The following is a 23,073-nucleotide window of genomic DNA, read 5'->3' as shown; positions in this document are numbered from 1 at the left end:
CCTGTCTCTGATAGCGCCGTCGTCAATGACGGCTTCACGTCCTAGCACGGCCCCCATCGACCGCCAAGCAGCGCCGAGCCGCCGGCTCGGCGCTGCTTGGGATCAGAGCGATTTCGCCGAGCCGCCGTCGACGCGGAACATGCTGCCGGTCAGGTAGCCTGCCTGTTGCGAGCAGAGGAAGGCGCCGACCGCACCGAATTCTTCGACCGTGCCGAGACGGCCGGCCGGGATCGACTTGATCGAGGCGCTGCGGACCTCGTCGACACTCTTGCCCTGGCGCTTGGCATTGGCACCATCCAGCTCGTCGATGCGGTCGGTGTGGATGCGGCCGGGCAGGATGAGGTTTGCGGTGATGCCGTGGCCGGCAACCTCGGTCGCCAACGTCTTGCTCCAGCCGACCAGCGCGCCGCGCAGCGTGTTCGACAGCGCCAGATTGGGGATAGGCTCGATGACCCCGGAAGAGGCGACGGTGAGGATGCGGCCCCAACCTTGTTCCTGCATCCGCGGCAGCAGCGCGTTGGTGAGCGTGATCACCCGCAGCACCATCACCTGGAAATAGCTTTCCAGCTTGTCGGCCGTCATGTCGGCCACCGTGCCGGGCGTCGGGCCGCCGGTGTTGTTGACCAGGATGTCGATGCCGCCGAGCTTGTCATCCACGCCTTTCAGCAGGGTCTCCACGGCGTCGTCTTCTGCGAGATTCGCCCGCATCCAGTCGGCCTTGCCCTTGCCTTCGGCGTTGATGGCCTTGCAGTTCTCCTCCAGCCGATCGCCGTTGCGACCGCAGAGCAGCACATGCGCGCCTTCTTTCGCCAGCGCCGTTGCGATGCCGAGGCCGAGGCCGCGCGAGGAGGCGAGCACAAGCGCCCGCTTTCCGGATATGCCGAGATCCATGTGATGTCCTTCCGATATGCCATTGCGTATGAAGCGAGCCTATAAGCGGAACGCTGCATCCGAAAGGGGCCCCGGCGATAAACCGGCACCCGGCCGACGGTTTCCCCGCCTGACATGGCATCAGCCGGCTGCATCCTTTCCGGCGCGCACGAGTTGTTCTGCGACGTCCAGCTTCGGGAGTGTCATGAGCAAGGGTCAGACGCGATTTGCCGCCGCCATCTCCGTCACACGGCATTGGCCTCGGCCTGTCCGGTGGAGAGCCGATCAGCCGTGAAGATCGCCACTTTCAACGTCAACGGCCTCAATGGCCGCCTCGAAATCCTGTTGCGCTGGCTCGACGAGCGGAGGCCGGATGTCGTCTGCCTGCAGGAACTGAAGGGGCCCGATGCGAAATTTCCGCACCGGGAGCTGGAAAAGGCCGGCTACGGCGCCGTCTGGCACGGCCAGAAGAGCTGGAACGGCGTCGCGATCTTGGCGAGAGATGCGGATCCGATCCTCACCCGCCGCGGCCTGCCGGGCGATCCCGACGACCAGCAGAGCCGCTACATCGAGGCTGTCGTCGACGGGGTGGTCGTCGGCTGCCTCTATCTGCCGAACGGCAATCCGACACCCGGCCCGAAATTCGACTACAAGCTGCGCTGGTTCAAACGCCTGCACAGCTATGCCGCGGAGCTTCTGGCGCTCGAGGTTCCGGTGGCACTGGTCGGCGACTTCAACGTCATGCCGACCGATCTCGACGTGTACAATGCGGATCGCTGGCGCGACGACGCGCTGTTTCGGCCAGAGGTCCGCGAAGCGTTCCAGCGGCTTCTCGATGAGGGGTGGACGGACGCCGTGCGCCATCTTCACCCGCGCGAGAAGATCTTTACGTTCTGGCACTATTTCCGCAACGCGTTCGCCCGCGATGCGGGGCTGAGGATCGACCATTTCCTGCTGAGCGAGAGCCTCGCGCCGAGGCTTCTGCGAACGGGTGTGGACAAGACTGTGCGCAGCTGGCCGCATGCCAGCGATCACGCGCCGGTGTGGATGGAGATTGCCGATGACTGAACCCACCGCCTTTGCCTCGCCCGACGCCGGGTTCGCCTATTTCGACACCCTCGCAAACGTATCGCCGATCGAACTTGTCGGCCTCTGGCAGGGCAAGGGGATCGCCAGCGGCCATCCGATGGACGGCGTGCTCGAGAACCTGGGCTGGTACGGCAAGCGCTTCCACGCCGACCGTCGCGCCGACGCGCTGCTGTTTCGGGTCGGCGGGCGGCGGCTCGTGCCGGTCGATCCGGCGGGCTTGCCGGTGCGACTGCTGTTTCGCTTCCAGTGGCTCGGCAGAAGCGGCGCGGCCCGCAACCTGTTCTCGCATCTTCTGCGTTCACTGTGGGCCAAGGCACCGGTCGCTTCCGTCCGGGCGATGGCGTTCCGCGGCCAGTCCAGCGCCGCGATGGTCTACGACCGGCAGCCTATCACCGATCACTTCCGCCGGATCTCGGATGACCAGCTGCTGGGCCTCATGTGCGTGGAAGGCGACCCCCGACCGTATTTCTTCACGCTCCAGCGGGTTGCCGAAGACGCGCAAGCCACGCCCGCCCCGGAAGCAGATCATTGACGTGTACGTAAACGTTATCTAATTTCTCAGTCAGAAACAGGAGAGTCCGATCAGTTCGTCATTCCGCGTCGCATGTCGGCTCGACAAGTCGCATGGGTTTTGACAAGGAGGATGCAGTTGACGGGGATCAGGCCGAGCGGAGCATGAGAATGAGCGAACAGGAGCTTCCGGAACGCGAGAGCATGGAATTCGACGTGGTGATCGTCGGCGCGGGGCCGGCCGGTCTGTCCGCGGCGATCCGCCTCAAGCAGGTCAATCCGGAGCTTTCGGTCGTCGTCCTGGAAAAGGGCGCCGAGGTTGGTGCGCATATTCTCTCCGGTGCCGTGGTTGATCCGAGCGGCATCGACAGACTGCTCCCGGACTGGCGCGCCGAGAGCGGCCATCCCTTCACCACGCCGGTGACCGACGACCATTTCCTGTTGCTCGGGCCTGCCGGTTCGGTGCGCCTGCCGAATGCCCTGATGCCACCGCTGATGAACAATCACGGCAACTACATCGTCTCCCTCGGGCTCGTCTGTCGGTGGCTGGCCGAGAAGGCGGAGGCGCTGGGCGTCGATATCTATCCGGGCTTTGCGGCGACTGAAGTTCTCTACAATGAAGACGGGGCGGTGATCGGCGTCGCCACCGGCGACATGGGCATCGAAAAGAACGGTGAGCACGGCCCCAACTACACGCGCGGCATGGCGCTGCTCGGCAAGTATGTGCTGATCGGCGAGGGCGTGCGCGGTTCACTCGCGAAGCAGCTGATCGCCCGCTTCAAGCTCGACGAGGGACGCGAGCCGCAGAAATACGGCATCGGCTTCAAGGAGCTCTGGGAAGTCAAGCCGGAGCACCACAAGGCCGGCCTTGTGCAGCATTCGTTCGGCTGGCCGCTCGACATGAAGACCGGCGGCGGCTCGTTCCTCTATCACCTTCACGACAATCTGGTGGCGGTCGGTTTCGTCGTCCATCTGAACTACAAGAACCCCTATCTGTCGCCGTTCGACGATTTCCAGCGGTTCAAGACCCATCCGGCGATCCGCGATACCTTCGAGGGTGCCAAGCGCATCTCCTACGGGGCGCGCGCCATCACTGAGGGTGGCTACCAGTCGGTGCCGAAACTGTCCTTCCCGGGCGGCGCGCTGATCGGCTGTTCCGCCGGGTTCGTCAACGTGCCGCGCATCAAGGGCAGCCATAACGCCGTGCTGTCCGGCATGCTTGCGGCCGAGAAGATCGCCGAGGCCATCGCCGCCGGGCGCGCCAATGACGAGCCGGTGGCAATCGAGAACGAATGGCGCTCGACGCCGATCGGCACGGATCTGAAACGTGTCCGCAACGTCAAGCCGCTGTGGTCGCGGTTCGGCACCGTGCTCGGCGTTGCGCTGGGCGGCATCGACATGTGGATCAACCAGATCTTCGGCTCCTCGCCCTTCACGCTCAAGCACGGGAAGACGGATGCGGCGAGCCTTGAACCGGCCGCGGGCTTTCGCAAGATCGATTACCCGAAGCCCGACGGCGTGCTGACCTTCGATCGCCTGTCCTCGGTCTTCCTGTCGAACACCAACCACGAGGAGGACCAGCCGGTCCACCTGCAGGTGAAGGACATGGAACTTCAGAAGCGGTCGGAGCTTGGTGTCTATGCCGGCCCGTCGACCCGCTACTGTCCGGCCGGCGTCTACGAATGGGTCGAGAAGGACGGCGAGGAGGTCTACGTGATCAACGCACAGAACTGCGTTCACTGCAAAACCTGCGATATCAAGGACCCGAACCAGAACATCAATTGGGTGCCGCCGCAGGGCGGCGAAGGTCCGGTCTATCCGAGCATGTGACAGTTGTCTTGGCCCGGGTCGGGCTTTGCGGCTTCCGGTTCGGGGGCAGGCGGGGTATGACTGAGTGGCCGGACGTGGCAAGAGGTGAAGGATTGGCAATGAAGGCGGCTGAGCGGACGAAGAACGGCAGCCTGTTGATGCGGGCCTGGCAGCGCATTCGCTACAGCCGCAGCCGGGCGCTGCTGATCGTGGTCGGCCTGGCCGGTGGCCTGCTGCTGGTGGTCACCCAGTGGCCGACCGGCGTCGTCGGCAAATGCCGCACCGATGCCGGACCCTCCGTCGACTGGAGCGACTGCCGCAAGAGCATGCTGATGCTCGACCACAGCCGGCTCGACGGCGCGAAATTCACCGGCGCCGACCTCAGCCGTACGGACCTCAACGGCAGCAGCCTGAAGAAGGTCGATTTCACCAAGGCCAACCTGATGCGCGCCTCGCTGTCGAAGGCCGACGCCGAAGGCGCTGTCTTCCAGAAGGTCGAGGGCTATCGCGGCGAATTTTCCGAAATCAAAGCGGACGGTTCGACCTTCGTCAGCGCCGAGATGCAGCGCGCCAATTTCGCCGGAGCCGTTCTCACCAACACCGATTTCACCAAGGCCGAACTCGGCCGGGTGATCTTCTCGCAGGCGACGCTGGGGAACACGCGTTTCGCCACCGTCAACCTGTCTCGCGCGACGTTCCAGAACGCCAAGGTCACCGGGCCGGTGGATTTCACCGATGCGTTTCTGTTCCTCACCCGCATCGAGGGCGTCGATCTTTCGCAGGCGAGCGGCCTTGAGCAGGAGCAACTGGGGCTTGCCTGCGGCGATGCGGCAACCGTTCTCCCGCCGGGGCTGACGCGGCCGGCCAATTGGCCCTGCCGCGAGGAATGATCCTGCAACGTCGATGGCCCGACCGCCGCCGTTAGTTCTTCATTAACCATAGCGTCCATAAATTGCCGGTCATCACGAACCGACCGCAATAAGGACACTTTCATGTCGATTTCCCGTCGCGGGCTGCTCTTCGGACTGCCGCTGTTCCTTGCCGGATGCTCCACCGTCAGGTTGAACCCGCAGGCAGACTACGCCGCTCTGCCGGACGAGAAATTCCCGCTGCGGCCGGTCCCGGTCGATCGCATCAAGCCGGAGCTGCGCCGCACCGAGGTGGCCTATGAGACCCCCTACAAGCCCGGCACGATCGTCGTCGATACGCCCGCGCGTCGGCTCTACTACGTGCTCGGCGGCGGCAGGGCGATGCGCTACGGCATCGGCGTTGGCCGCGCCGGTCTCGCCTTTGCCGGCAGCGCCTATATCGGCCGCAAGGCCGAATGGCCGACCTGGACGCCAACGGCCAACATGATCCGCCGCGACCCGCAGAAGAACCTCAAATATGCCGGCGGCCTGCCGGGTGGACCAAACAATCCGCTCGGCGCCCGCGCCATGTATCTCTACCGCGGCGGCAACGACACGCATTTCCGCATCCACGGCACCAATCAGCCGGACTCGATCGGCCACGCCATGTCGAGCGGCTGCGTCCGCATGATGAACCACGACGTGATCGACCTCTACGCGCGCGTCAACGTCGCGGACCGGGTCGTCGTCATCCAGGAAGCCCGCGCCTGATCGGCGCTGGCGGCGGGAGGTATAGTCCTCCCGCAAGCTGCATCAGCGGCATTTCCAGGCGACCAGCATCAGCGCACCGACGATGCTGATGTGCTCCACCACCACGTAGAATTCGAGCGTCTTCATCGGCTCTTCCATCGCCCAGAAATTGTGGGCGATCGGGATCGTCAGCAGCGTGAAGACGGCCAGCATCCCGGCACCGAGCCAGGCATACCGGTTGAGGATGATCAGCGCTGACCCGCCGAGCTGGGTGACGATGACGGCGACATTGTAAGCCGCTGCCGGTTCCAACCCGAAATGCGTCATCTCGGCGACCCCGGCCGGGAAGTCGATGAGCTTCGACAGCCCGCTTCCCCAGAACATGAGGGTCAGCACGGTCCGCGCCAGATAGCCGAACCACGTCGTGTTGAAGAGTGCCATACCGGACGATGCACGTCCGCTGTCTGCCAGAGCCATGATCATTCCCCCTTTGTCGTGAAGGAGTGATCATAGCCGAGGTTCAGATTGTGCTCAAACCAGATGTTATGTCGACTGAAACGGCAGGGCTTCAATCGCCATCAGCGGGCCTGGCGGCGCTCCACGGCGATCGAGATCAGGAACACCACGAGGCCGAGCGCCGACAGCACCGAGCCGACGTAGCCGGTGGCACCGTAGCCGTAACCGGCTGCAATCACGACGCCGCCCAGCCAGGCGCCGAGCGCGTTGGCGATGTTGAACGCCGAGTGCATGGTGGCTGCAGCGAGCGTCTGTGCATCGGCTGCGACATCCATCAGCCGCGTCTGTACGGCGGGGCAGGCGGCAAAGCCGCAGCCGGTCAGGAAGACGCAGACATACAGCATCACCGGGTTGTGGGCGGTCACCGAGAAAATTGCCATCAGCAACACGTTGAAGGCCAGCATGCCGCCGATCGTGCCGTTCAGCGAGCGGTCGGCCATGCGCGAGCCGACGACATTGCCGACGTTCATGCCGATGCCGAACAGTGCCAGCACCACCGCGACCATGCTGACGGAAAGGCCGGCGGTGTCGGTGGTCGTCTTGGCGATGTAGCTGAAGATGGCGAACATCCCGCCGAAGCCGATCGCTGCCACGGCAAACGACAGCCACACCTGCAGCCGCTTGAAGGCGCCGAGTTCGCGGCGCATGCTGGCGCCCTCGGCCACCTGGTCCTTCGGCAGGTAGATGGCGATCAACAAAACGCAGATGATGCCGATGGCAGCGACCATCATGAAGGCCGCCCGCCAGCTGAGGATCTGGCCAAGGAAGGTGGCGATCGGCGTGCCGACCAGAGTGGCGATCGTCAGGCCGAGCATCACCCGTGCCACGGCACGGACCCGCCGATGTGGCGGCGCCATGGAGGCGGCAACCAGCGCCGCGACGCCGAAATAGGCGCCGTGCGGCAGGCCTGTGACGAACCGCAGCGCCGTGAAGCTGAGGAACTGCGGAGCCAGCGCGCTCAGAATGTTGCCGCCGGCAAACAGCGACATCAGGATCAGCAGCAGCGTCTTGCGCGGCAGCTTGGCGGCAAGTGCTGCAATCACCGGTGCGCCGACGACGACGCCGAGCGCATAGGCGCTGATCACGTGGCCGGCTTCGGGGATGGTCACGCCGTAGCTTGCGGCAACGTCCGGCAGAAGGCCCATGATGGCGAATTCGCCGGTGCCGATGGCAAAGCCGCCGACAGCGAGCGCAAGTTCGATCAGGGCAATGGTGAGCGGAGAGAGCCGGGCGTCCTGCGGGGGAGCGCAGTCGGCGGGAAGAGCAGCGGATGCGTTGGTCATGAGTGTGTTTCGTGCGCGTTCGACCAGCCTGTCAGGTGGTCACTGAAATGATGGGGAGGGCTCGGCGTTATTGATAAGGCTAACATACTATTTTGCACTGCGGGAGAGGCGAAGCTGCAACGGCCCTATCATTCTGCGCCTTAGGGTCCTTAAGCTCTTGTTGCAGCGCGCCGCAGCAACCATTTCCCACTTGCGCCGTTGTGTGGCGCGCTCATACCTCTCGGGATCACCTGACCCATGAAGCTCATTGCTATCTTCAACCGCGACGGCGGCACGTTCAAGACGACCGACATGGACGCCTATTGTGAGCGGGCGCTGCAGGCGTTCCGCGCCGGCGGGCACGAGATCGAGTGCCGTGTCGTGTCCGGCAAGGACGTCGTCTCGGCGATGGAAGAGGTGGCTGCTACGTCAGGCATCGACGGACTGATCGCCGGCGGCGGCGACGGCACGATCTCGGCGGCAGCCGGCATTGCCTGGAAGAGCGGGCTGGTGCTCGGCGTCGTGCCTGCCGGGACGATGAACCTGTTCGCGCGAACCTTGAAGCTGCCGCTCGACATCTGGCAGGTGCTTGAGGTTCTGGCGGATGGCGAGGTGCAGGATGTCGACATCGCCAGCGCCAACGGCCGCAGCTTCGTCCACCAGTTTTCCGCCGGCCTGCATGCGCGGATGGTTCGCTACCGTAACCAGATGAGCTTCGGCTCCCGGCTGGGCAAGATGCGTGCAAGCACCCGCGCTGCCATTGGCGTGATGCTCAATCCTCCGGTCTTCGAGGTCGAATTCAACGCCAGCGGCCACCAGGGCCGCCGCAAGGTTTCCGCCATCTCCGTCTCCAACAATGAATTCGGCCGCGAAGCGCTGATGTATGCCGACAGCGTCACCGGCGGACATTTGGGATTCTATACCGCGGATCCGCTGACCCCGGCCGGTGTCGCCAAGCTTGCCCTCGACATCATGCGTGGCCGCCTGAAAGAGAACGAGGCGGTCAATGCGATGACGGCCACGGAACTCGAATTGCATTTCCCCAAGGCGCGCCACGACGTGCGTTGCGTGATCGATGGAGAACTTCTGCCGATGGAGCGCGACGTCATTCTGAAGATCCACGCCGGCGAGCTGAAGGTTCTGGTGCGCGAGCCGCAGCAGCCGATGGCACAGGTCCAGGCACAGGAAGGCATCGCGCCGCAGCCGACCGGGCTCTAGCTCAAACCCGCGGCAGGTATGTCTGGTAGTCGAAGCTAGAGACGGTGCGCAGGTGGGTGATCGCCTCCTTGCGCTTGGTGTCGCCGTAGATGCGCTGGTAGTCCGCGCCGAAGATGTCGCGGACGAAGGCGGAGGCGCGGAAGCGGTCAACCGCCGTCAGGAAATCATGCGTCAGCATAGCGGGATTGTCGGGCGCCGAACCGGGGGCAGTGACCGGCCCCGGATCGAGATCCTGTTCCAGTCCAAGCAGCATGCCGCCGAGGATGGCGGCCAGCAGCAGGTAGGGATTGGCATCGGCGCCGGCCACCCGGTGTTCTATGCGGGCAGCCGGTCCCTCGCTGTCGGGAATACGCACGGCCGTCCCCCGATGACCGAACCCCCAGTCGATCTTGTCGGGCGCGAAGGAGCCCGGCTGGAACCGCCGGTAGGAATTGGCAAATGGCGCGAAGATCAGCTGCGCATCCTGCATCGTCTGCAGCATGCCGGCGGTCACCGACTTCAGGCGAAGCGGATCATCACCCCGCGCATCCAGCACGTTGTTGCCGTCGCGGTCGATGATGCTGGCATGCACGTGCAGGCCGGAACCCGCATGGTCGCCGTAGGGCTTTGCCATGCAGGTGGCCTTCAGCCCGTGCCGGCGGGCGGCAAAGTCGATCACCCGCTTCAGGTAGATGCAGTCGTCGGCAGCCGCCATCGCATCCGGACGGTGCAGGAGGTTCACCTCGAACTGGCCCGGTCCGAATTCAGCCGTCGTCGCATCGGCCGGCAGCTCCATGGCGTCGCAGTAGACCCGAACCGTATTGAGGTACTCGGAGAGCGCTGCGGTAGCCCGCATGTCGTAGAGCTGGAAACCTTCCACCTCGCCGTTCATCACCAGCGACTTTGGCGGCATCGGCCGGCCGCTCTCGCGGAAATCCGCTTCGATCAGGTAGAATTCCAGCTCGGTCGCCACCACCGGCGTCAGACCGAGCGCCGTGTAGCGCTCCAGCACCCGGGCGAGGATGGCGCGCGGGCAGATGAAATGCGGCTGTCCGTCGAGCCTGTGCATCGTCGCCAGCACCTGCTTGGATCCCGACGGCCCCCACGGGAGGGCAGTCAGCGACCGCGGGTCGGCGACGCAGATCCCGTCGGGATCGCCCAGCGTCAGCGAGATGCCGGTGATGTCGTCGTTGTCGTCGCCCCAGATATCCAGCGACTGGGTGGAGGAGGGCAGTCGGACGGCGTTCTTCCAGACCTTGTCCTCGGCCTTCAGCGGGATCATCTTGCCGCGCAGGTCGCCGTTCATGCCGACGAGAAGCACCTCGATACGCGGCGTGGCTGCAGCGCAATCGCGTTCCGGCTGATCGGTCATGACGCATCCCTTCTCGTCAGGCGAAACCGGTCGAAACCGGATCTTGCCAAACCTGTTGTCGCTGGGCCATGGTCGTAGCCCATCGCAAACCGCCTTACAATGTGCCGCGCGACCGGTCCCCCACGGCCGCTGCTTCGGGAGAAAGATCCGTGAACCCTCTGACGCCCCTCTCTAATCTGGCAGCGATCGATGCAGCCCACCATCTGCATCCGTTCTCCGACATGAAGGCGTTGAACGACAAGGGCAGCCGGGTGATCGCCCGGGCAGACGGCGTGCATATCTTCGATGCGCAGGGAAAGAAGTATCTCGACGCCTTCGCCGGCCTCTGGTGCGTCAACATCGGCTACGGCCGTCGCGAGATCGCCGAGGCCGCATCGCGGCAGATGAATGAACTTGCCTATTACAACACTTTCTTCGGCACCACGACTCAGCCGACGGCACTCCTGGCGCAGAAGGTCACCGGCTATACGGGCGGCCGGATGAACCATGTCTTCTTCACCAATTCCGGATCCGAGGCGACCGATACCTGGTTTCGCATGGCGCGCGTCTACTGGAAGGCGCTCGGCCAGCCGTCGAAGACGCACATCATCGGCCGCCGGAACGGCTACCACGGATCAACGGTCGCCGGAGCGTCGCTCGGTGGCATGAGGCACATGCACGAACAGGGTGGCCTGCCGATCGACGGCATCTCGCACATCGGTCAGCCCTACTGGTATGCGGAGGGCGGTGATCTCACGCCGCACGATTTCGGGCTGGCACGGGCGCGCGAACTGGAAGCGATGATTGATAAGCTGGGCGATGAGAATGTTGCGGCCTTCGTCGCCGAGCCGATCCAGGGCGCCGGCGGCGTTATCGTGCCGCCCGACAGCTACTGGCCGGAGATCGCCCGGATCTGCCGCGAGCGCAACATCCTGCTGGTCGCCGACGAGGTGATCTGCGGGTTCGGCCGGCTCGGCACCTGGTTCGGCCACCAGCATTTCGGTTTCCAGCCGGACATGGCGCCGATCGCCAAGGGTCTGTCATCCGGCTACCTGCCGATCGGCGGCGTGCTCGTCGGCGATCGGGTCGCGAAAGTGATGATCGAGGAGGTCGGCGATTTCAATCACGGCTTCACCTATTCCGGTCACCCCGTCTGCGCGGCAGCAGCGCTGGAAAACCTGCGCATCATCGAGGAGGAAGGGATGGTGGAGCGGGTCCGTGACGAGATCGGCCCCTATTTCGCCGCGGCGCTGAAGACGCTGGAGGACCACGAGATGGTCGGGCAGGTGGATGCCGCCGGACTGATCGCCGGGGTGCAGCTGGCAGCCGACAAGGCAACCCGCCGCCGTTTTGCAAAGCCTGATGATGCGGGAGCTGCGGTGCGCAACCACTGCCTGGAGAACGGCTTGGTGATGCGGGCAACCGGTGACCGCATGCTGGCCTCGCCGCCGCTGATCATTTCCCGTTTGCAGGTCGACGAGATGGTCGACACGCTGCGCCTGGGGCTCGATCACCTGCGCGAGACGTTGCGCGACTGAGCCCCTGTCAGCGGCTCGTCTGCGGCGCCTGCTCCAGCCACGCATAGCCGAACCGCATGGCATCGCCGCCGCGTGAGAAGTTGTACGGCACGTCCAGATGGGCAATCGGCACCGTCTCGGGTGCGACGCCGTTCGCGCGCACCAGATCGGCCAGCGGCGCCGGAAGCGCATCGGCTTCGCCGCCGGCCGGCCAGATCAGCAGGCCCGGTCCACGTCGCTCGGCAGATACGAGCGGGATCGGCTGGTCGAAACCGGGCATCATCACCGGCACAGTGGGGTAGTGCAGCCGCGTGTTGCCGGCCGTCATCAGATCGTCGGTGATGATATAGGCCGGATGCTCGCCACGTTGCGCCAGCACCTGCTCCAGCATCGGCCGGTAGGGAATGTGTTCCTTGCCGTATTTGCCGAGGAACGGGCCGATGATGTTGCTGAGCGCGAGGTAGACGATGAAGCCGGTGACGATGCCCATCAGCGGCGGCGCCATCCGCGCCACGCTGGCGCCGCTGTCGGTGCGCGCCGCGGCGAACTTCAGCGACAGATAGAGCGGGAGCAGCAAGAGGAAGGGCGACAGCCACTTCTGGCGGATGCTCGATGCCCCGAAGCCGATGCCGATGACGGCGACCAGCACGATGCAGACCACGATCATCCGGCCGATGACCCGCGTCCAGGCATTTTCCGCCCGCCAGGCGGCGCCGACATCGCGCCAGAACACCAGCCCGAACAGGATGATGACCGGCAGACTGCCCTCGAGGGTCGACAGCAGGATAGAGATCAGGCCGCGAATCGTGTCCTTCAACGGATCGCCGGAGGAACCCTCGCGCATGGCCTCGACCGTGCCGGTTGTCGCCGCCTCAAGGTGCATGACTGCCCAGATCAGGTGCGGCAGCGCGACGACGGCCGCGGCGCAGAGGGCGGCCAGGACACGCACGTCCAGCAACCGCTTCCGGAACTGCGGCTCCGGCAGCACGGCAAGTGCTGCGGCAAGCGGCACGATGACGAAGTTGTACTTGGTGATGGCACCGATGCCCACCGTCACGCCAAGCATGATGTAGCTGCCGAGGCTTGGCTGCTTCAGCGTCCGGATGAAGATGCACAGAAACACCGATACCAGACACAGAGTGGCTGTCGCATGCGTCAGGTCGCGCTGAGCCAGGATCGTCACCGACGGGATGGCGAGCACGCCGAGCATGGCGACGAGCGGCAGGCGCCGGTCGTCCATCAGCATCCTTGCCGCCAGCCAGTAGAACAGGCAGCACAGCAAGAGCAGCAGGTTCTTCAACAGCGAAATGGTGAAGATCGACAGGCCGAACACCTCCGCCATGCCGATCTGCAGCCAGTTGTAGAAGGGCGGTTGGCGACCGTAGCCGAGAAGCAGGAACTGCGCCTGGAAGGCCTGTTCGGCCTCGTCGTTCTGCAGGCTGTCGGACCGCAGCGCCCGCAGCAGGACCGACAGGACGAAATAGCCGAGGATCAGCCAGAAAACGATTTCCGGACGTCGGACGAGGAGATTATAAATTCGGTTGCTCACCGCTGTAGACGTCTCTCACGATATAGCTGACGGAACTATCGTCCCGGGAATAGGTGCGGGCGATCATTTCTGCCAGAATTCCGGTGGTGATCAACTGGACGGCAGACAAAAACAGCATGACCCCGATGATGAACAACGGCCGTGTGCCGATGTCGTTGCCGAGGATGAACTTCTCGACCGACAGATAGGCGAGGATGACCGCAGACAGGGCGCCGAGGCCAAGCCCGAGCGAGCCGAAGAAATGCCCTGGCCGCGCGCGAAAGCGCATGAAGAACATCACCGACAGAAGATCGAGGATCACGCGGAAGGTGCGCGAGATGCCGTATTTGGAAACGCCGTGCTGGCGGGCGTGGTGGGTAACGGGCATCTCGCCGATCCGCGAGCTCGGCACGACGCCGGCGACCCAGGCCGGAATGAATCGGTGCATTTCGCCCATCAGCTTTACCTGCTTGATCACCGTGGCGCGGTAGACCTTCAGGCTGCAGCCGTAATCATGAAGCCGGACGCCGGTGATGCGGCCGATCAGCCTGTTGGCGATGAACGATGGCACCTTGCGCAGCAGCAGGCCGTCGCGACGGTTCTGGCGCCAGCCGACCAATAGATCCAGCTCGCGACGCTCCAGCTCGGCAACCATCGCCGGAATGTCCTTCGGATCGTTCTGCAGATCGCCGTCCAGTGTCGCGATCAGCCGACCGCGGGCCTGGGTGATCCCGGCCTGCATAGCGGCGGTCTGACCGAAATTGCGCTGCAGGGCGACCACGTGCAGGTCAAGCCCGGGGCGGCCGAGTGCCTCTCGCGCAACGGCAAGCGTTGCATCGGTGCTGCCGTCGTCGACGAGAATCAGTTCCCATGGTGCCGCGTAGCCGGTCATCGCCTCGACGATGCGGGCGATCAGCGGAGCGACGCTTTCTTCCTCGTTGAAGATCGGCACGACGAGGGAGAGTTCCACCGCCGGCGTACCGCTCGCCGCAATTTCCGTCGACTCGGCCGTTGTCCGCACCAGATCTTTCTCCTAAACCTCAGTGCCCGTTGATCCGCCGGCAGAGCCGATAGTTCCCGGGCCGCCGCAGTTTACCGGAAACCGCGCCATCAGAGCGCCGTGTTATATGAAGAACGACATGCTTGCCAGCCGGAAGCCGTGGATTATTCGAAACGCAACCAGCCTCCTGACGGGTGCTGCGGTGCTCGGCTACATCGTCTTCATCCAGTGGTTCTGGGGATGGGGGCAGATCATCGCCCTGTGGCGGGAGGTTGGTCTGGCCGCGCTTGTCTCCGCGGTGGCGCTGCTGCTGTCGACCTACGTACTGCGCACCTGGCGGATCCACGACTATTTTCCGGTTGAGACGGGCGGCCGGTTTGCGCGACTGCTGAGGCTGGTGCAGGTGCATAACCTGCTCAACGTCATGCTGCCGTTCCGCAGCGGCGAGGTCTCCTTTCCGCTGCTGATGAAGCAGGAGTTCGGCGTCTCCTTCACCCGCGCAGGTGCAGCGCTGTTCGTGATGCGGCTGCTCGACCTGCACGCGCTCATGGCAGCGGCCGGTCTGGGTCTGGCGCTGGAACACGGCAGTCCGGCGGCCTGGCTGGCGTGGACCGCCTTTTCCATCCTCCCGGCGATAGCCTTTGCGGCACGTCGCCCGCTGCTTGCGCTGCTGCGTCGCCTGCTGCCGGCAAGGCTGCAACGGTTCGTCGCGGAGATTGAGGCCGGTCTGCCCGCCGATGCCCTGGCCTTCTGCCGCGCCTGGGGCGTGACGCTGGTCAACTGGTTCGTCAAGATCGCCGTTCTGGCCTGGGTGCTGATGCTTCTCGGCAACCTCGATCTGGCACCGTCGTTCGGCGGTGCGCTGGGCGGCGAACTGTCGTCCATCCTGCCCGTTCACGCTCCAGGCGGCGTCGGCACCTACCCGGCTGGCATCACCGCCGGCGCGCTGGGCTTCGGCGCCGCGCACGCGGAAGGTGCGGTCGAGGCGCTCGGTAAGGCAGCCGTCAACGCCCATCTGCTGATCATCGTGACGTCCGTGATCGGAACTTTGCTGTCGATGCTGGTGGCGAGGTCGAAGGCGTGAGGGCAGTCACGCCAGCCGCAGGCCGAGATGTTCTGCCATTGGCAGGAAATCCTTGTCGCGCTGAAGAAGGCGGTGACCATGTTCGATGCAGTAGGTGCCGATGATGGTGTCTATGGTCTTGCGGACCGTGATGCCACGGTCGCGGAGCAACCGATAATTGGCGGCCGCTTTGATGGCGAGATCCGCAGATAGCATCCGGGCGGTGGGGAAATCCCGGAAATTCTGCTCGATCCATCGGGCGTGATGATAATCACGCGCGCCTTGAAGCACTTCCAGCATGATGATGTCACCGACCAGAACAGTCCCCTGCGATATATAGGCGCGCAGCTGCTTTGAAACGTCGAGATCATCCTTCCTGAACAACGAGATCCAGACGGAGCTGTCCGCGACGATCATTGGCCAGCCTTCAAGCCCCAGTCGATTTGTTCGGCTGTTCCCTCGCGCATCGCATCAAGGTCACCTTCCCAGCCAATCCCTTCCAGATTATCGACAGCACGCAACTGCCGGCGGATACGCACGAATTCCCGCAGTGCCTGATCAACCGCCGCCTTTTTCGTCGGAAGACCTCCGAGCTCCATCGCTTCTACGATCAAGCTATCGTCCAGATCGATATTGGTACGCATGGCACCCTCGTGTGTATAATTTGAGCTGAGCGTACACCTAAAGGAGTATGTTCACAATCCTACTGAAACGCTGTCTCGTAGAAGCTGCGCAGCTTGCGCGAATGCAGCGTCTCGGTTGGCATGGCGGCCAGCTTCTGCACGGCGCGGATGCCGATCTTCAGGTGCTGGCGCACCTGCGTCCGGTAAAAGTCTGTCGCCATGCCCGGCAGCTTCAGCTCGCCGTGCAGCGGCTTGTCCGACACGCAGAGCAGGGTGCCGTAGGGGACACGGAAGCGGAAGCCGTTGGCGGCGATGGTCGCCGATTCCATGTCAAGCGCGATCGCCCGCGCTTGGGACAGCCGTTTGACCGGCCCGCGCATGTCGCGCAGTTCCCAGTTGCGGTTGTCGATCGTCGCCACGGTGCCGGTGCGCATGATGCGCTTCAGTTCGAAGCCTTCAAGGCCGGTGATCTCCTCGACTGCATCCTCCAATGCCTGCTGCACCTCGGCAAGCGCGGGGATCGGCACCCAGACCGGCAGGTCATCGTCGAGTACGTGATCCTCGCGCATATAGGCGTGCGCCAGCACGTAGTCGCCCAGCCGCTGGCTGTTGCGCAGCCCGGCGCAGTGGCCGACCATCAGCCAGGCATGCGGGCGCAGGACGGCGATGTGGTCGGTGATCGTCTTGGCGTTCGACGGGCCGACACCGATGTTGACGAGCGTGATGCCGGAGTGGCCCTTCTTCTTCAGATGGTAGGCGGGCATCTGCGGCAGGCGGACCGGCATCTCGTTGCTGCGGCTGCCGGCGGGGGTGATGATGTTGCCGGGCTCGACGAATTCCGTATAGCCACCGCCGCCTTCCGCCATCAGCTCGCGCGCCCAGGCGGCGAATTCGTCGATGTAGAACTGGTAGTTGGTGAACAGCACGAAGTTCTGGAAATGATCTGCGCTGGTGGCGGTGTAGTGGCTGAGGCGGGCCAGCGAATAGTCGATGCGCTGTGCCGTGAACGGCGCGAGCGGCGCCGGTTCGCCTGCCACCTGATCATATTCGCCATTGGCGATCAGGTCGTCAGTGATGTTGAGGTCGGGCGTGTCGAACAGGTCCCGCAACGGCATGTCGGTGAGCGCCGCCGAGGCCGAGGCCTCCACATGTGCGCCTTCGCCGAAGGCGAAGTGCAGCGGGATCGGCGTCTCTGATTCAGATACGATGATCGGCACGTGATGGTGGCGGACCAGGAGGCCCAACTGCTCGATCAGGTAGTGGCGGAACAGTTTCGGGCGCGTGACCGTCGTCGTGTAGAGGCCGGGCGATGCCACATGACCGTAGGACAGGCGCGAGTCGATATGCCCGAAACTGGTCGTCTCGATGCTGACCTGCGGATAGCAGGCGCGCAGACGGCCGCCGACCGGCGCACCGTCGGCAAGGCGCGAAAATCCGTCGATCAGGAAGGCGGTGTTGCGCTCGTAGAGCGCAGTAAGCGCATCGACCGCCTGGGCCGCGTCGTCGAAAACCTGCGGTTCGTACGGGTCGGGGCTGATGCAGTTGGGGGAGGCGGATGCGAAGATTCTTTTGCTCATGGCGCATTATAATGCGCTCTTCCTAACAAGCAAATCACAGGCGAGCCCGCAAATCAGCCTCGATGTGGCTGCGCGAATACAGCCGCGCGTCTGGCGTCTCTGCTAGAGGATGCTACGGCAATGCATGCCACCGAGCGGCTGGCAGGTCGGCGTCGCGCCGGCTTCAAGCCGCGCCGTGCCGCGCATCTCCTGAACCCCTTGAACCAAGGATGCGAAGCCGAAGGCGAAGATCGCCATGGTCAGTGTAATGATGGTCAACCGCCTGACGATCCGGTGCATGATCCCTCTCCCTTATCCTTAGGTATGACAATAGAGATGGGAGCTGAATGATCGCTGATCCGGCGGTTCATCAACCGTTCAACAAGTGGGCTCGGATGGACGAGTGGGCCGAGAGAGATCGGGAGAAGGCGGGTTGATGACCCGCCAACCCGACTAAAGCCGCGACCAGGTCTGCGTCTTGCAGAACACCGACATCACGCAGCCCTTCATCTTCAGTGCATTGCCGCTGACCGAGCCGGATCCGTTGTAGGTCTTGTTGGCCTCCGGATCGGTGATCTCGCCTTTGTAGTCGCTGCCCGTGCCGGACATCTTGCCGATCTGCTTGCCGGCATGCTTGCCCGTCTTCAGCGTCACGCAATAGGCGGAACCGCATTTGGAAATGGCGGCGGTCTCGCCGCTGGCTGTCTTCCAGCTGCCCTCAATGGGCTCTGCGGCAAACGCCTGGACTGCACCGCTTGCAAGCATTGCCAGGATCAAGGTCGTCTTGCGGATCATCATATTTCCTCCCACTGATCATCCCGTTGTGCGCCGGACGTACGGCTCCTCCCGTCTGCCCATCGCGCCATTGCTCAAAATATCTTACGCACACGTAAACGTAAAGCGGGACCTGGCGGTCGCTCGCGGCCTCTCGGCGGCCACCCGAAACGTGCGATCGGAGTGAGATCGCTGATCACAGGGTGAACGAACGGTAAAATCGGCACGGTTACCGGAAGCTTCTCAAATCGCCGAAAGGGCTGCCCTGCAGGCCCTCTGATGTTTAACGAAAACTCAAGTTTACCAAGCGTTTGGACTTTGTTTGCGTCGAATTAATCATGCATTTTAGGCGAATTTTGAAGTCCGGCAGGCATAGTGGGTTCATCAAACGAGCAGGACAACCTGCCGGCTTGAAGGATCGAAAAGCCGCAGAAGACGGTGATCCGGAGAGCGCCCGCGAGGGCATCAAACAGGGACTACAAACGACAGGCTCGAACAGGGATCTTTACCGATGGCACGCTTTGAAATGTACAATTCCGACATGGCCACCCTCGGTGGCGAAGCCCGCGCCGAAACCTTCTGCGACATGGGCCTGATGTATGCGACCGGCCGGGGCTGCCCTGTCGATCTCATCGCCGCCCACAAATGGCTAAACATCGCCGCGATCAAGGGATCGGACCGCGCCGCCGAACTGCGCGCCGACCTCTCCCATTCGATGACCAAGATGCAGCTGGCGGAAGCTCTTCGCGCCGCACGTGAATGGATGACCATGCACTGATAGAGATTGCCGGGACCATGACGGTGCCGGAACGAGAGAAGCGACGGGCTTCGTGCCATCGTCGCCGGATGACGGACCGCGACCGGCAGAAACAAGGCCGGCGCGGTCTTTGCTCGTTTTCGATCAGGCGAGCGTGCGCAGCACCTGCGGCAGTGCCTCGGCCAGCAGTGCCATGTCCGGCTCGGGACCGGTGCTGATCCGGATGCAGCGATTGAGCGGCGCGACGCCGGGCATCCGGATGAACACGCCGTGCTCCATCAGCCCGTCGACGATGGCGCGCGCATAGGTGCCATCGCGGCCGCAATCGATCGTCACGAAATTCGTCGCCGAGGGCAGGGGATGCAGGCCATTGTCGCGGGCGATGCCGGCGATCGTCTCGCGCGCCTGCACGATCGAGGTAACCACCGTCCGAAGGTAATCCTGATCCTTGAGTGCCGCCAGTGCCGCGGCAACGCTGATGCGCGACATGCCGAAGTGGTTGCGGATCTTGTCGAAGGCCTGGACGTTGCCGGGCGTGCTGATCGCGTAGCCGACGCGCGCACCGGCCAGGCCATAGGCCTTGGAGAAGGTCCGTGTACGGATCACGTTCGGCCGGTCGATGAGAGCTGTCGCGGCAGGCGTCGCGCCGTCCGGGGCTGTTTCGCAATAGGCCTCGTCGAGGATCAGCAGGCAGGTCTCCGGCACGCTTCGCGCGAACTCCACGACGCGCTCGGCGTCCCACCAGCTTCCCATCGGGTTATCGGGGTTGGCGAAATAGACGAGCGGCGCGTTTTCCCGCTTCACCAGCGCCAGAAGTCCCTCCATGTCCTCGCGATCGTCGACATAGGGCGTCGTCACCAGCCGACCGCCGTGGCCGGCGACGTGGAAGTTGAAGGTCGGGTAGGCGCCGAACGAGCTGACGACCGGGGCGCCGGGCTCGATGACCAGCCGCACGATCTGCCCGAGCAGCGAATCGATGCCTTCGCCGATGGCGAAGTTCTCCGGCCGGCAACCGAGATGCGCGGCGAGCGCCTGCTTGAGGGCGAAATTCTCCGGATCCGCATATTTCCAGGTCTCGGCCGCGGCGCTGCCGATCGCCTCCAGCACCGAGGGCGCCGGACCAAAACCGCTCTCATTGGCGCCGATGCGGGCCTTCACCGTGAGCCCGCGACTGCGCTCTATGGCTTCCGGGCCGACGAAGGGAACGCTTGCGGGAAGGCTTGCGGCGAGGGGAGTGAAATGCGCGAACGACGACATGCTGCTGGATCCGGTCTGTGTGAAGCGCCACACAATAGGAGGGATTCGTCGTCGCGCAAGATCAAGCTGCGCCCGGATCGCCCCGGTTTTGCGCTCGGTGGCGCTTCCGATCCAGAACTGCGGTGGCGGTCTTCGCCGTCTTGCTCAGTGCCGGGTCTGGAAACACATGCGCAGCACATGATGGAGAAAACCCGGGTCGATCAGCATGTTGAAGCTGATCTTCAGCTTCTCCTCCTGGCGCCGGGATAGCGTGCAGCCGATCTCTCCCTTGACGCCGAGGATCTCCAGGAAGAAGTTTTTCGGGATGACGATGCTGGGACTGACGTCGAGTTCCGCCCCCGAACGCGAGATCCTGCGCACCACACAGCGGCAATGGCTCTTGGTGCTGAGGTGATGCTCGACGAAGATGATCCTTCCGGGGCGATCGATCTGGAACGTCTCGAAACCGTCTTCGGCCGCCGGGCCGCTCTGTGTGTTTCTACCGATATCCAAGGGCATCCAACCCTCCCACGCCTCTATCTGCCGTGAGCCTACATGCGTTTCGCTGCTTTACGTTGAAGCGGATCTTTCAAATGCGACGGATCGGCTGGATTCATGTCGTGCCGCCGACGCGGGATCCAGGCGTGCGTTGACGGCTTGGCTTGGCGGCGCTACGCCTGCTGCCGCAGTATTTGCAGACGGGCAGGAGGAGTGACGACGTGGCGGATCGAGTGGTCATCATCGGCGGCGGTCAGGCCGGCTTCTCGCTGGCAGCCAAGCTGCGGGCGCTGAAGGATCCGCGACCGATCACCATTCTCAGCGCCGAGGACGTTGCTCCCTATCAGCGCCCGCCACTGTCGAAGAAGTATCTGCTGGGCGAGATGGATTTTGCGCGGCTGCTGCTGCGGCCGCTCGACTGGTATGCGCAGAACGATGTGGAACTGCGCCTCTCGGCCTTCGTCGAGCAGATCGACCGCGACGCCCGGCGGCTGCGCATGCAGGACGGCTCGACGCTCGACTACGGCGTTCTGGTGCTGGCGACGGGTGCTACGCCACGCACCCTGCCAGCAGCACTCGGCGGCGATCTCTCCGGCGTTTACGTGATGCGCGACAAGCGCGATGCCGACCGGCTGGCCGAAGAGATGCGCCCCGGGCGGCGCGTGCTGATCATCGGCGGCGGTTACATCGGGCTCGAAGCGGCGGCCGTTGCCCGGCACAAGGGGCTGGAGGTCACCGTCATCGAGATGGCAGACCGTATCCTGAAGCGTGTCGCGGCCAAAGAAACGGCCGACGCGATGCGCGACATCCACCAGCGGCAGGGCGTATCGATCCGCGAATCGACGGGCCTCCGACGGTTGCTCGGCCACGAGGGTCATGTCGTTGCGGCCGAGCTGGCGGACGGGACGACCATCGAGGTCGATTTCGTCATCGTCGGGATCGGTGTCAGCGCCAACGCCGAACTCGCCCAGCTTGCCGGCCTCGATGTCGGCAACGGCATCGCCGTCGATGCTTTCTCGCGAACCTCAGATCCGCAGATCTTCGCGGTCGGCGATTGCGCCGAACTGCCGTGGGAAGATGGTCGCGTCCGGCTCGAATCGGTGCAGAATGCGGTCGATCAGGCGGATGCCGCGGCGTCCGTCATCGCCGGCGGTGCAGAACCCTATCGCCCTAAACCCTGGTTCTGGTCGGATCAGTATGATGTGAAGCTGCAGATCGCCGGCTTCAATCTTGGCTACGACGAAACCGTCACCCGGCCCGGCAGCCGCGAGGGCAGCCTCTCCGTCTGGTACTTTCGCCAGGGGCGCTTCATCGCCGTGGATGCGATCAACGATGCCAAGGCCTATGTCACCGGCAAGAAGCTGCTGGAAAGCGACCTGCAGCCGGATCGCCTGATTCTCGCGGATCCTGCCGCGGATCTGAAGCAGCTGCTTGGCTGAGCAGGTCTCCGGTCGCCTCGATCTCATGGTTTTCGCGGCATTGGCGGGGAAATTGCGACGCGCGTGCAAAATCTCTTGCAAAGCCGAGCACTCCCACTTAATCAGACCGCACCGGAGAGGTGGCCGAGTGGTCGAAGGCGCTCCCCTGCTAAGGGAGTATACGTCAAAAGCGTATCGAGGGTTCGAATCCCTTCCTCTCCGCCATAGTTTTGCGTAAGCGGCTGCTGGTAACTGAGCCACGCTTTGCGGTAATTGCTTCCCCGGATTTCCGTAGACGTGGGCTGTGGCGGCGGCCTCGCCAATCGGATACTGCTCCGACTGTCCAGTGAACATCCTCGGTCTTGATCCGCTGCAGAACTTGCGCAGGAATAAGCGGTAAATCGACAGATGCTATTCAGCCCCGGTAGCTTCGTCCGGCGCCGATGGGCCGACTGATCGGTTCAAACTTTCGGCGTTTTCTGTTTCGGATCTTCGCGGCTGACCCGGCAGAACAAGCCTTGCGGCACTATGTGCGCGAGCGGAAAACGCGGTCACGGCGGACCAGGGCATCCGCTTCCATCGGAACCAAGTGAGCCGCTGCATCTTATGAGATTGCACACATCACAGGCGGCACCGAAATCATGATCTTCAGTTCAACCTCATCAAAGGTCCTGTCATCGGAGGACCTGGAAGAAATAGAGCGTTTCCATTCCGCCTGGTGTGAAGAAAACGGCGTTGAAAAGTCGGACGAGCGGGCACTGGAAGTCGCCTCCGCGTTGATCGACTGGTACTCGGCCGATACCCGGTACCGCTCAAGCAGCAAGCTGGATCAGGCGCCGGCGCTGCCTGTTTCCGAGAAGATCAAGGCTCTTCTTCTTCAGATAACATAGTCCCGATGCCG

General features: G+C 63.7%; 24 protein-coding genes and 1 tRNA gene. 12 read left to right on the top strand and 13 right to left on the bottom strand.

Annotated features, from left to right (window positions below; genetic code table 11):
- Positions 1 to 102 precede the first annotated feature (102 nt).
- Complete coding sequence (locus tag ACR65N_RS02835) at positions 103 to 891, bottom strand: SDR family oxidoreductase (protein WP_440455649.1); 789 nt, start codon at positions 889 to 891, stop codon at positions 103 to 105.
- 270 nt (positions 892 to 1,161) lie between these two features.
- On the opposite strand from ACR65N_RS02835, the gene xth reads away from it, so the two are divergent.
- From xth to ACR65N_RS02810, 5 genes are all read left to right on the top strand, one after another.
- A complete protein-coding gene (gene xth / locus ACR65N_RS02830; RefSeq protein ID WP_440455648.1) occupies positions 1,162 to 1,938 on the top strand; it encodes an exodeoxyribonuclease III in 777 nt (258 codons plus the stop codon).
- On the top strand, positions 1,931 to 2,491 hold the full coding sequence (locus tag ACR65N_RS02825; protein ID WP_440455647.1) for a DUF4334 domain-containing protein: 561 nt from the start codon (positions 1,931 to 1,933) through the stop codon (positions 2,489 to 2,491). Before xth ends, ACR65N_RS02825 begins: the two co-directional genes overlap by 8 nt.
- A 149-nt stretch (positions 2,492 to 2,640) precedes the next feature.
- A complete protein-coding gene (locus ACR65N_RS02820; protein WP_440455646.1) occupies positions 2,641 to 4,299 on the top strand; it encodes an electron transfer flavoprotein-ubiquinone oxidoreductase in 1,659 nt (552 codons plus the stop codon).
- A 98-nt stretch (positions 4,300 to 4,397) separates the two neighbouring features.
- Complete coding sequence (locus tag ACR65N_RS02815; protein WP_440455645.1) at positions 4,398 to 5,168, top strand: pentapeptide repeat-containing protein; 771 nt, start codon at positions 4,398 to 4,400, stop codon at positions 5,166 to 5,168.
- 102 nt (positions 5,169 to 5,270) lie between these two features.
- Positions 5,271 to 5,897: a L,D-transpeptidase gene (locus ACR65N_RS02810; RefSeq protein ID WP_430305442.1), complete on the top strand. Its 627-nt coding sequence runs from the start codon at positions 5,271 to 5,273 to the stop codon at positions 5,895 to 5,897.
- 42 nt (positions 5,898 to 5,939) lie between these two features.
- Here the strand turns inward: ACR65N_RS02810 and ACR65N_RS02805 are convergent, their stop codons facing one another.
- Both ACR65N_RS02805 and ACR65N_RS02800 read right to left on the bottom strand, forming a co-directional pair.
- The gene (locus ACR65N_RS02805) at positions 5,940 to 6,353 is read right to left on the bottom strand and encodes a DoxX family protein (RefSeq protein ID WP_430305441.1); all 414 of its coding nucleotides are present in this window, start codon (positions 6,351 to 6,353) and stop codon (positions 5,940 to 5,942) included.
- A 101-nt stretch (positions 6,354 to 6,454) separates the two neighbouring features.
- Entirely contained in the window at positions 6,455 to 7,675 is a 1,221-nt protein-coding gene (locus tag ACR65N_RS02800) for an MFS transporter (protein WP_440455644.1), read from the bottom strand.
- 237 nt (positions 7,676 to 7,912) lie between these two features.
- Between ACR65N_RS02800 and ACR65N_RS02795 the strand changes: the two genes are divergently transcribed.
- Positions 7,913 to 8,872, top strand: coding sequence for a diacylglycerol/lipid kinase family protein (locus tag ACR65N_RS02795; RefSeq protein ID WP_440455643.1), 960 nt, complete (start codon positions 7,913 to 7,915; stop codon positions 8,870 to 8,872).
- A 1-nt stretch (position 8,873) separates the two neighbouring features.
- On the opposite strand, the gene ACR65N_RS02790 is transcribed toward ACR65N_RS02795, so the two are convergent.
- Positions 8,874 to 10,223, bottom strand: coding sequence for a glutamine synthetase family protein (locus tag ACR65N_RS02790; protein ID WP_440455642.1), 1,350 nt, complete (start codon positions 10,221 to 10,223; stop codon positions 8,874 to 8,876).
- 68 nt (positions 10,224 to 10,291) lie between these two features.
- Between ACR65N_RS02790 and ACR65N_RS02785 the strand changes: the two genes are divergently transcribed.
- Positions 10,292 to 11,740, top strand: a complete 1,449-nt coding sequence (locus ACR65N_RS02785; RefSeq protein ID WP_440455641.1) for an aspartate aminotransferase family protein — start codon at positions 10,292 to 10,294, stop codon at positions 11,738 to 11,740.
- 7 nt (positions 11,741 to 11,747) lie between these two features.
- Here ACR65N_RS02785 and ACR65N_RS02780 read toward each other — a convergent pair whose 3' ends face one another.
- Entirely contained in the window at positions 11,748 to 13,268 is a 1,521-nt protein-coding gene (locus ACR65N_RS02780) for a glycosyltransferase family 39 protein (protein ID WP_440455640.1), read from the bottom strand.
- Positions 13,249 to 14,268, bottom strand: coding sequence for a glycosyltransferase family 2 protein (locus tag ACR65N_RS02775; protein ID WP_440455639.1), 1,020 nt, complete (start codon positions 14,266 to 14,268; stop codon positions 13,249 to 13,251). The genes ACR65N_RS02780 and ACR65N_RS02775 overlap by 20 nt, the downstream gene beginning before the upstream one ends.
- A gap of 106 nt (positions 14,269 to 14,374) precedes the next feature.
- Between ACR65N_RS02775 and ACR65N_RS02770 the strand changes: the two genes are divergently transcribed.
- Positions 14,375 to 15,331: a lysylphosphatidylglycerol synthase transmembrane domain-containing protein gene (locus tag ACR65N_RS02770; protein ID WP_440455638.1), complete on the top strand. Its 957-nt coding sequence runs from the start codon at positions 14,375 to 14,377 to the stop codon at positions 15,329 to 15,331.
- A gap of 6 nt (positions 15,332 to 15,337) precedes the next feature.
- On the opposite strand, the gene vapC is transcribed toward ACR65N_RS02770, so the two are convergent.
- From vapC to ACR65N_RS02745, 5 genes are all read right to left on the bottom strand, one after another.
- Positions 15,338 to 15,727, bottom strand: coding sequence for a type II toxin-antitoxin system VapC family toxin (gene vapC / locus ACR65N_RS02765; RefSeq protein ID WP_440455637.1), 390 nt, complete (start codon positions 15,725 to 15,727; stop codon positions 15,338 to 15,340).
- Positions 15,724 to 15,954: a type II toxin-antitoxin system VapB family antitoxin gene (locus ACR65N_RS02760; RefSeq protein WP_430305430.1), complete on the bottom strand. Its 231-nt coding sequence runs from the start codon at positions 15,952 to 15,954 to the stop codon at positions 15,724 to 15,726. Before ACR65N_RS02760 ends, vapC begins: the two co-directional genes overlap by 4 nt.
- Before the next feature lie 59 nt (positions 15,955 to 16,013).
- The gene (locus ACR65N_RS02755) at positions 16,014 to 17,510 is read right to left on the bottom strand and encodes an AMP nucleosidase (protein WP_440455636.1); all 1,497 of its coding nucleotides are present in this window, start codon (positions 17,508 to 17,510) and stop codon (positions 16,014 to 16,016) included.
- A 102-nt stretch (positions 17,511 to 17,612) separates the two neighbouring features.
- Complete coding sequence (locus tag ACR65N_RS02750; protein ID WP_430305428.1) at positions 17,613 to 17,789, bottom strand: hypothetical protein; 177 nt, start codon at positions 17,787 to 17,789, stop codon at positions 17,613 to 17,615.
- Positions 17,790 to 17,942: 153 nt separating this feature from the next.
- Complete coding sequence (locus ACR65N_RS02745; protein WP_440456106.1) at positions 17,943 to 18,284, bottom strand: DUF2147 domain-containing protein; 342 nt, start codon at positions 18,282 to 18,284, stop codon at positions 17,943 to 17,945.
- A gap of 490 nt (positions 18,285 to 18,774) precedes the next feature.
- Here ACR65N_RS02745 and ACR65N_RS02740 point away from each other — a divergent pair, with 490 nt between their 5' ends.
- Positions 18,775 to 19,041, top strand: coding sequence for an SEL1-like repeat protein (locus tag ACR65N_RS02740; protein ID WP_440455635.1), 267 nt, complete (start codon positions 18,775 to 18,777; stop codon positions 19,039 to 19,041).
- A 123-nt stretch (positions 19,042 to 19,164) separates the two neighbouring features.
- On the opposite strand, the gene ACR65N_RS02735 is transcribed toward ACR65N_RS02740, so the two are convergent.
- Complete coding sequence (locus ACR65N_RS02735; RefSeq protein WP_440455634.1) at positions 19,165 to 20,277, bottom strand: pyridoxal phosphate-dependent aminotransferase; 1,113 nt, start codon at positions 20,275 to 20,277, stop codon at positions 19,165 to 19,167.
- Between the two features lie 144 nt (positions 20,278 to 20,421).
- Positions 20,422 to 20,775 (bottom strand): hypothetical protein, encoded by a 354-nt coding sequence (locus ACR65N_RS02730; protein WP_440455633.1) that lies wholly within the window; start codon positions 20,773 to 20,775, stop codon positions 20,422 to 20,424.
- A gap of 200 nt (positions 20,776 to 20,975) precedes the next feature.
- Between ACR65N_RS02730 and ACR65N_RS02725 the strand changes: the two genes are divergently transcribed.
- The 3 genes from ACR65N_RS02725 (at position 20,976) to ACR65N_RS02715 (ending at position 23,062) form a co-directional block, all read left to right on the top strand.
- Positions 20,976 to 22,193, top strand: a complete 1,218-nt coding sequence (locus ACR65N_RS02725) for an NAD(P)/FAD-dependent oxidoreductase (protein WP_440455632.1) — start codon at positions 20,976 to 20,978, stop codon at positions 22,191 to 22,193.
- A gap of 113 nt (positions 22,194 to 22,306) precedes the next feature.
- Positions 22,307 to 22,397 (top strand) — tRNA-Ser (locus ACR65N_RS02720).
- A gap of 416 nt (positions 22,398 to 22,813) precedes the next feature.
- Positions 22,814 to 23,062, top strand: coding sequence for a hypothetical protein (locus ACR65N_RS02715; RefSeq protein WP_440455631.1), 249 nt, complete (start codon positions 22,814 to 22,816; stop codon positions 23,060 to 23,062).
- The last annotated feature ends 11 nt before the right edge of the window (positions 23,063 to 23,073 follow it).

It is taken from the genome of Rhizobium sp. SAFR-030 (assembly GCF_059415005.1).
The sequence above is the reverse complement of the archived record's forward strand: the minus strand, read 5'-3'. Positions and strand labels throughout refer to the sequence as shown.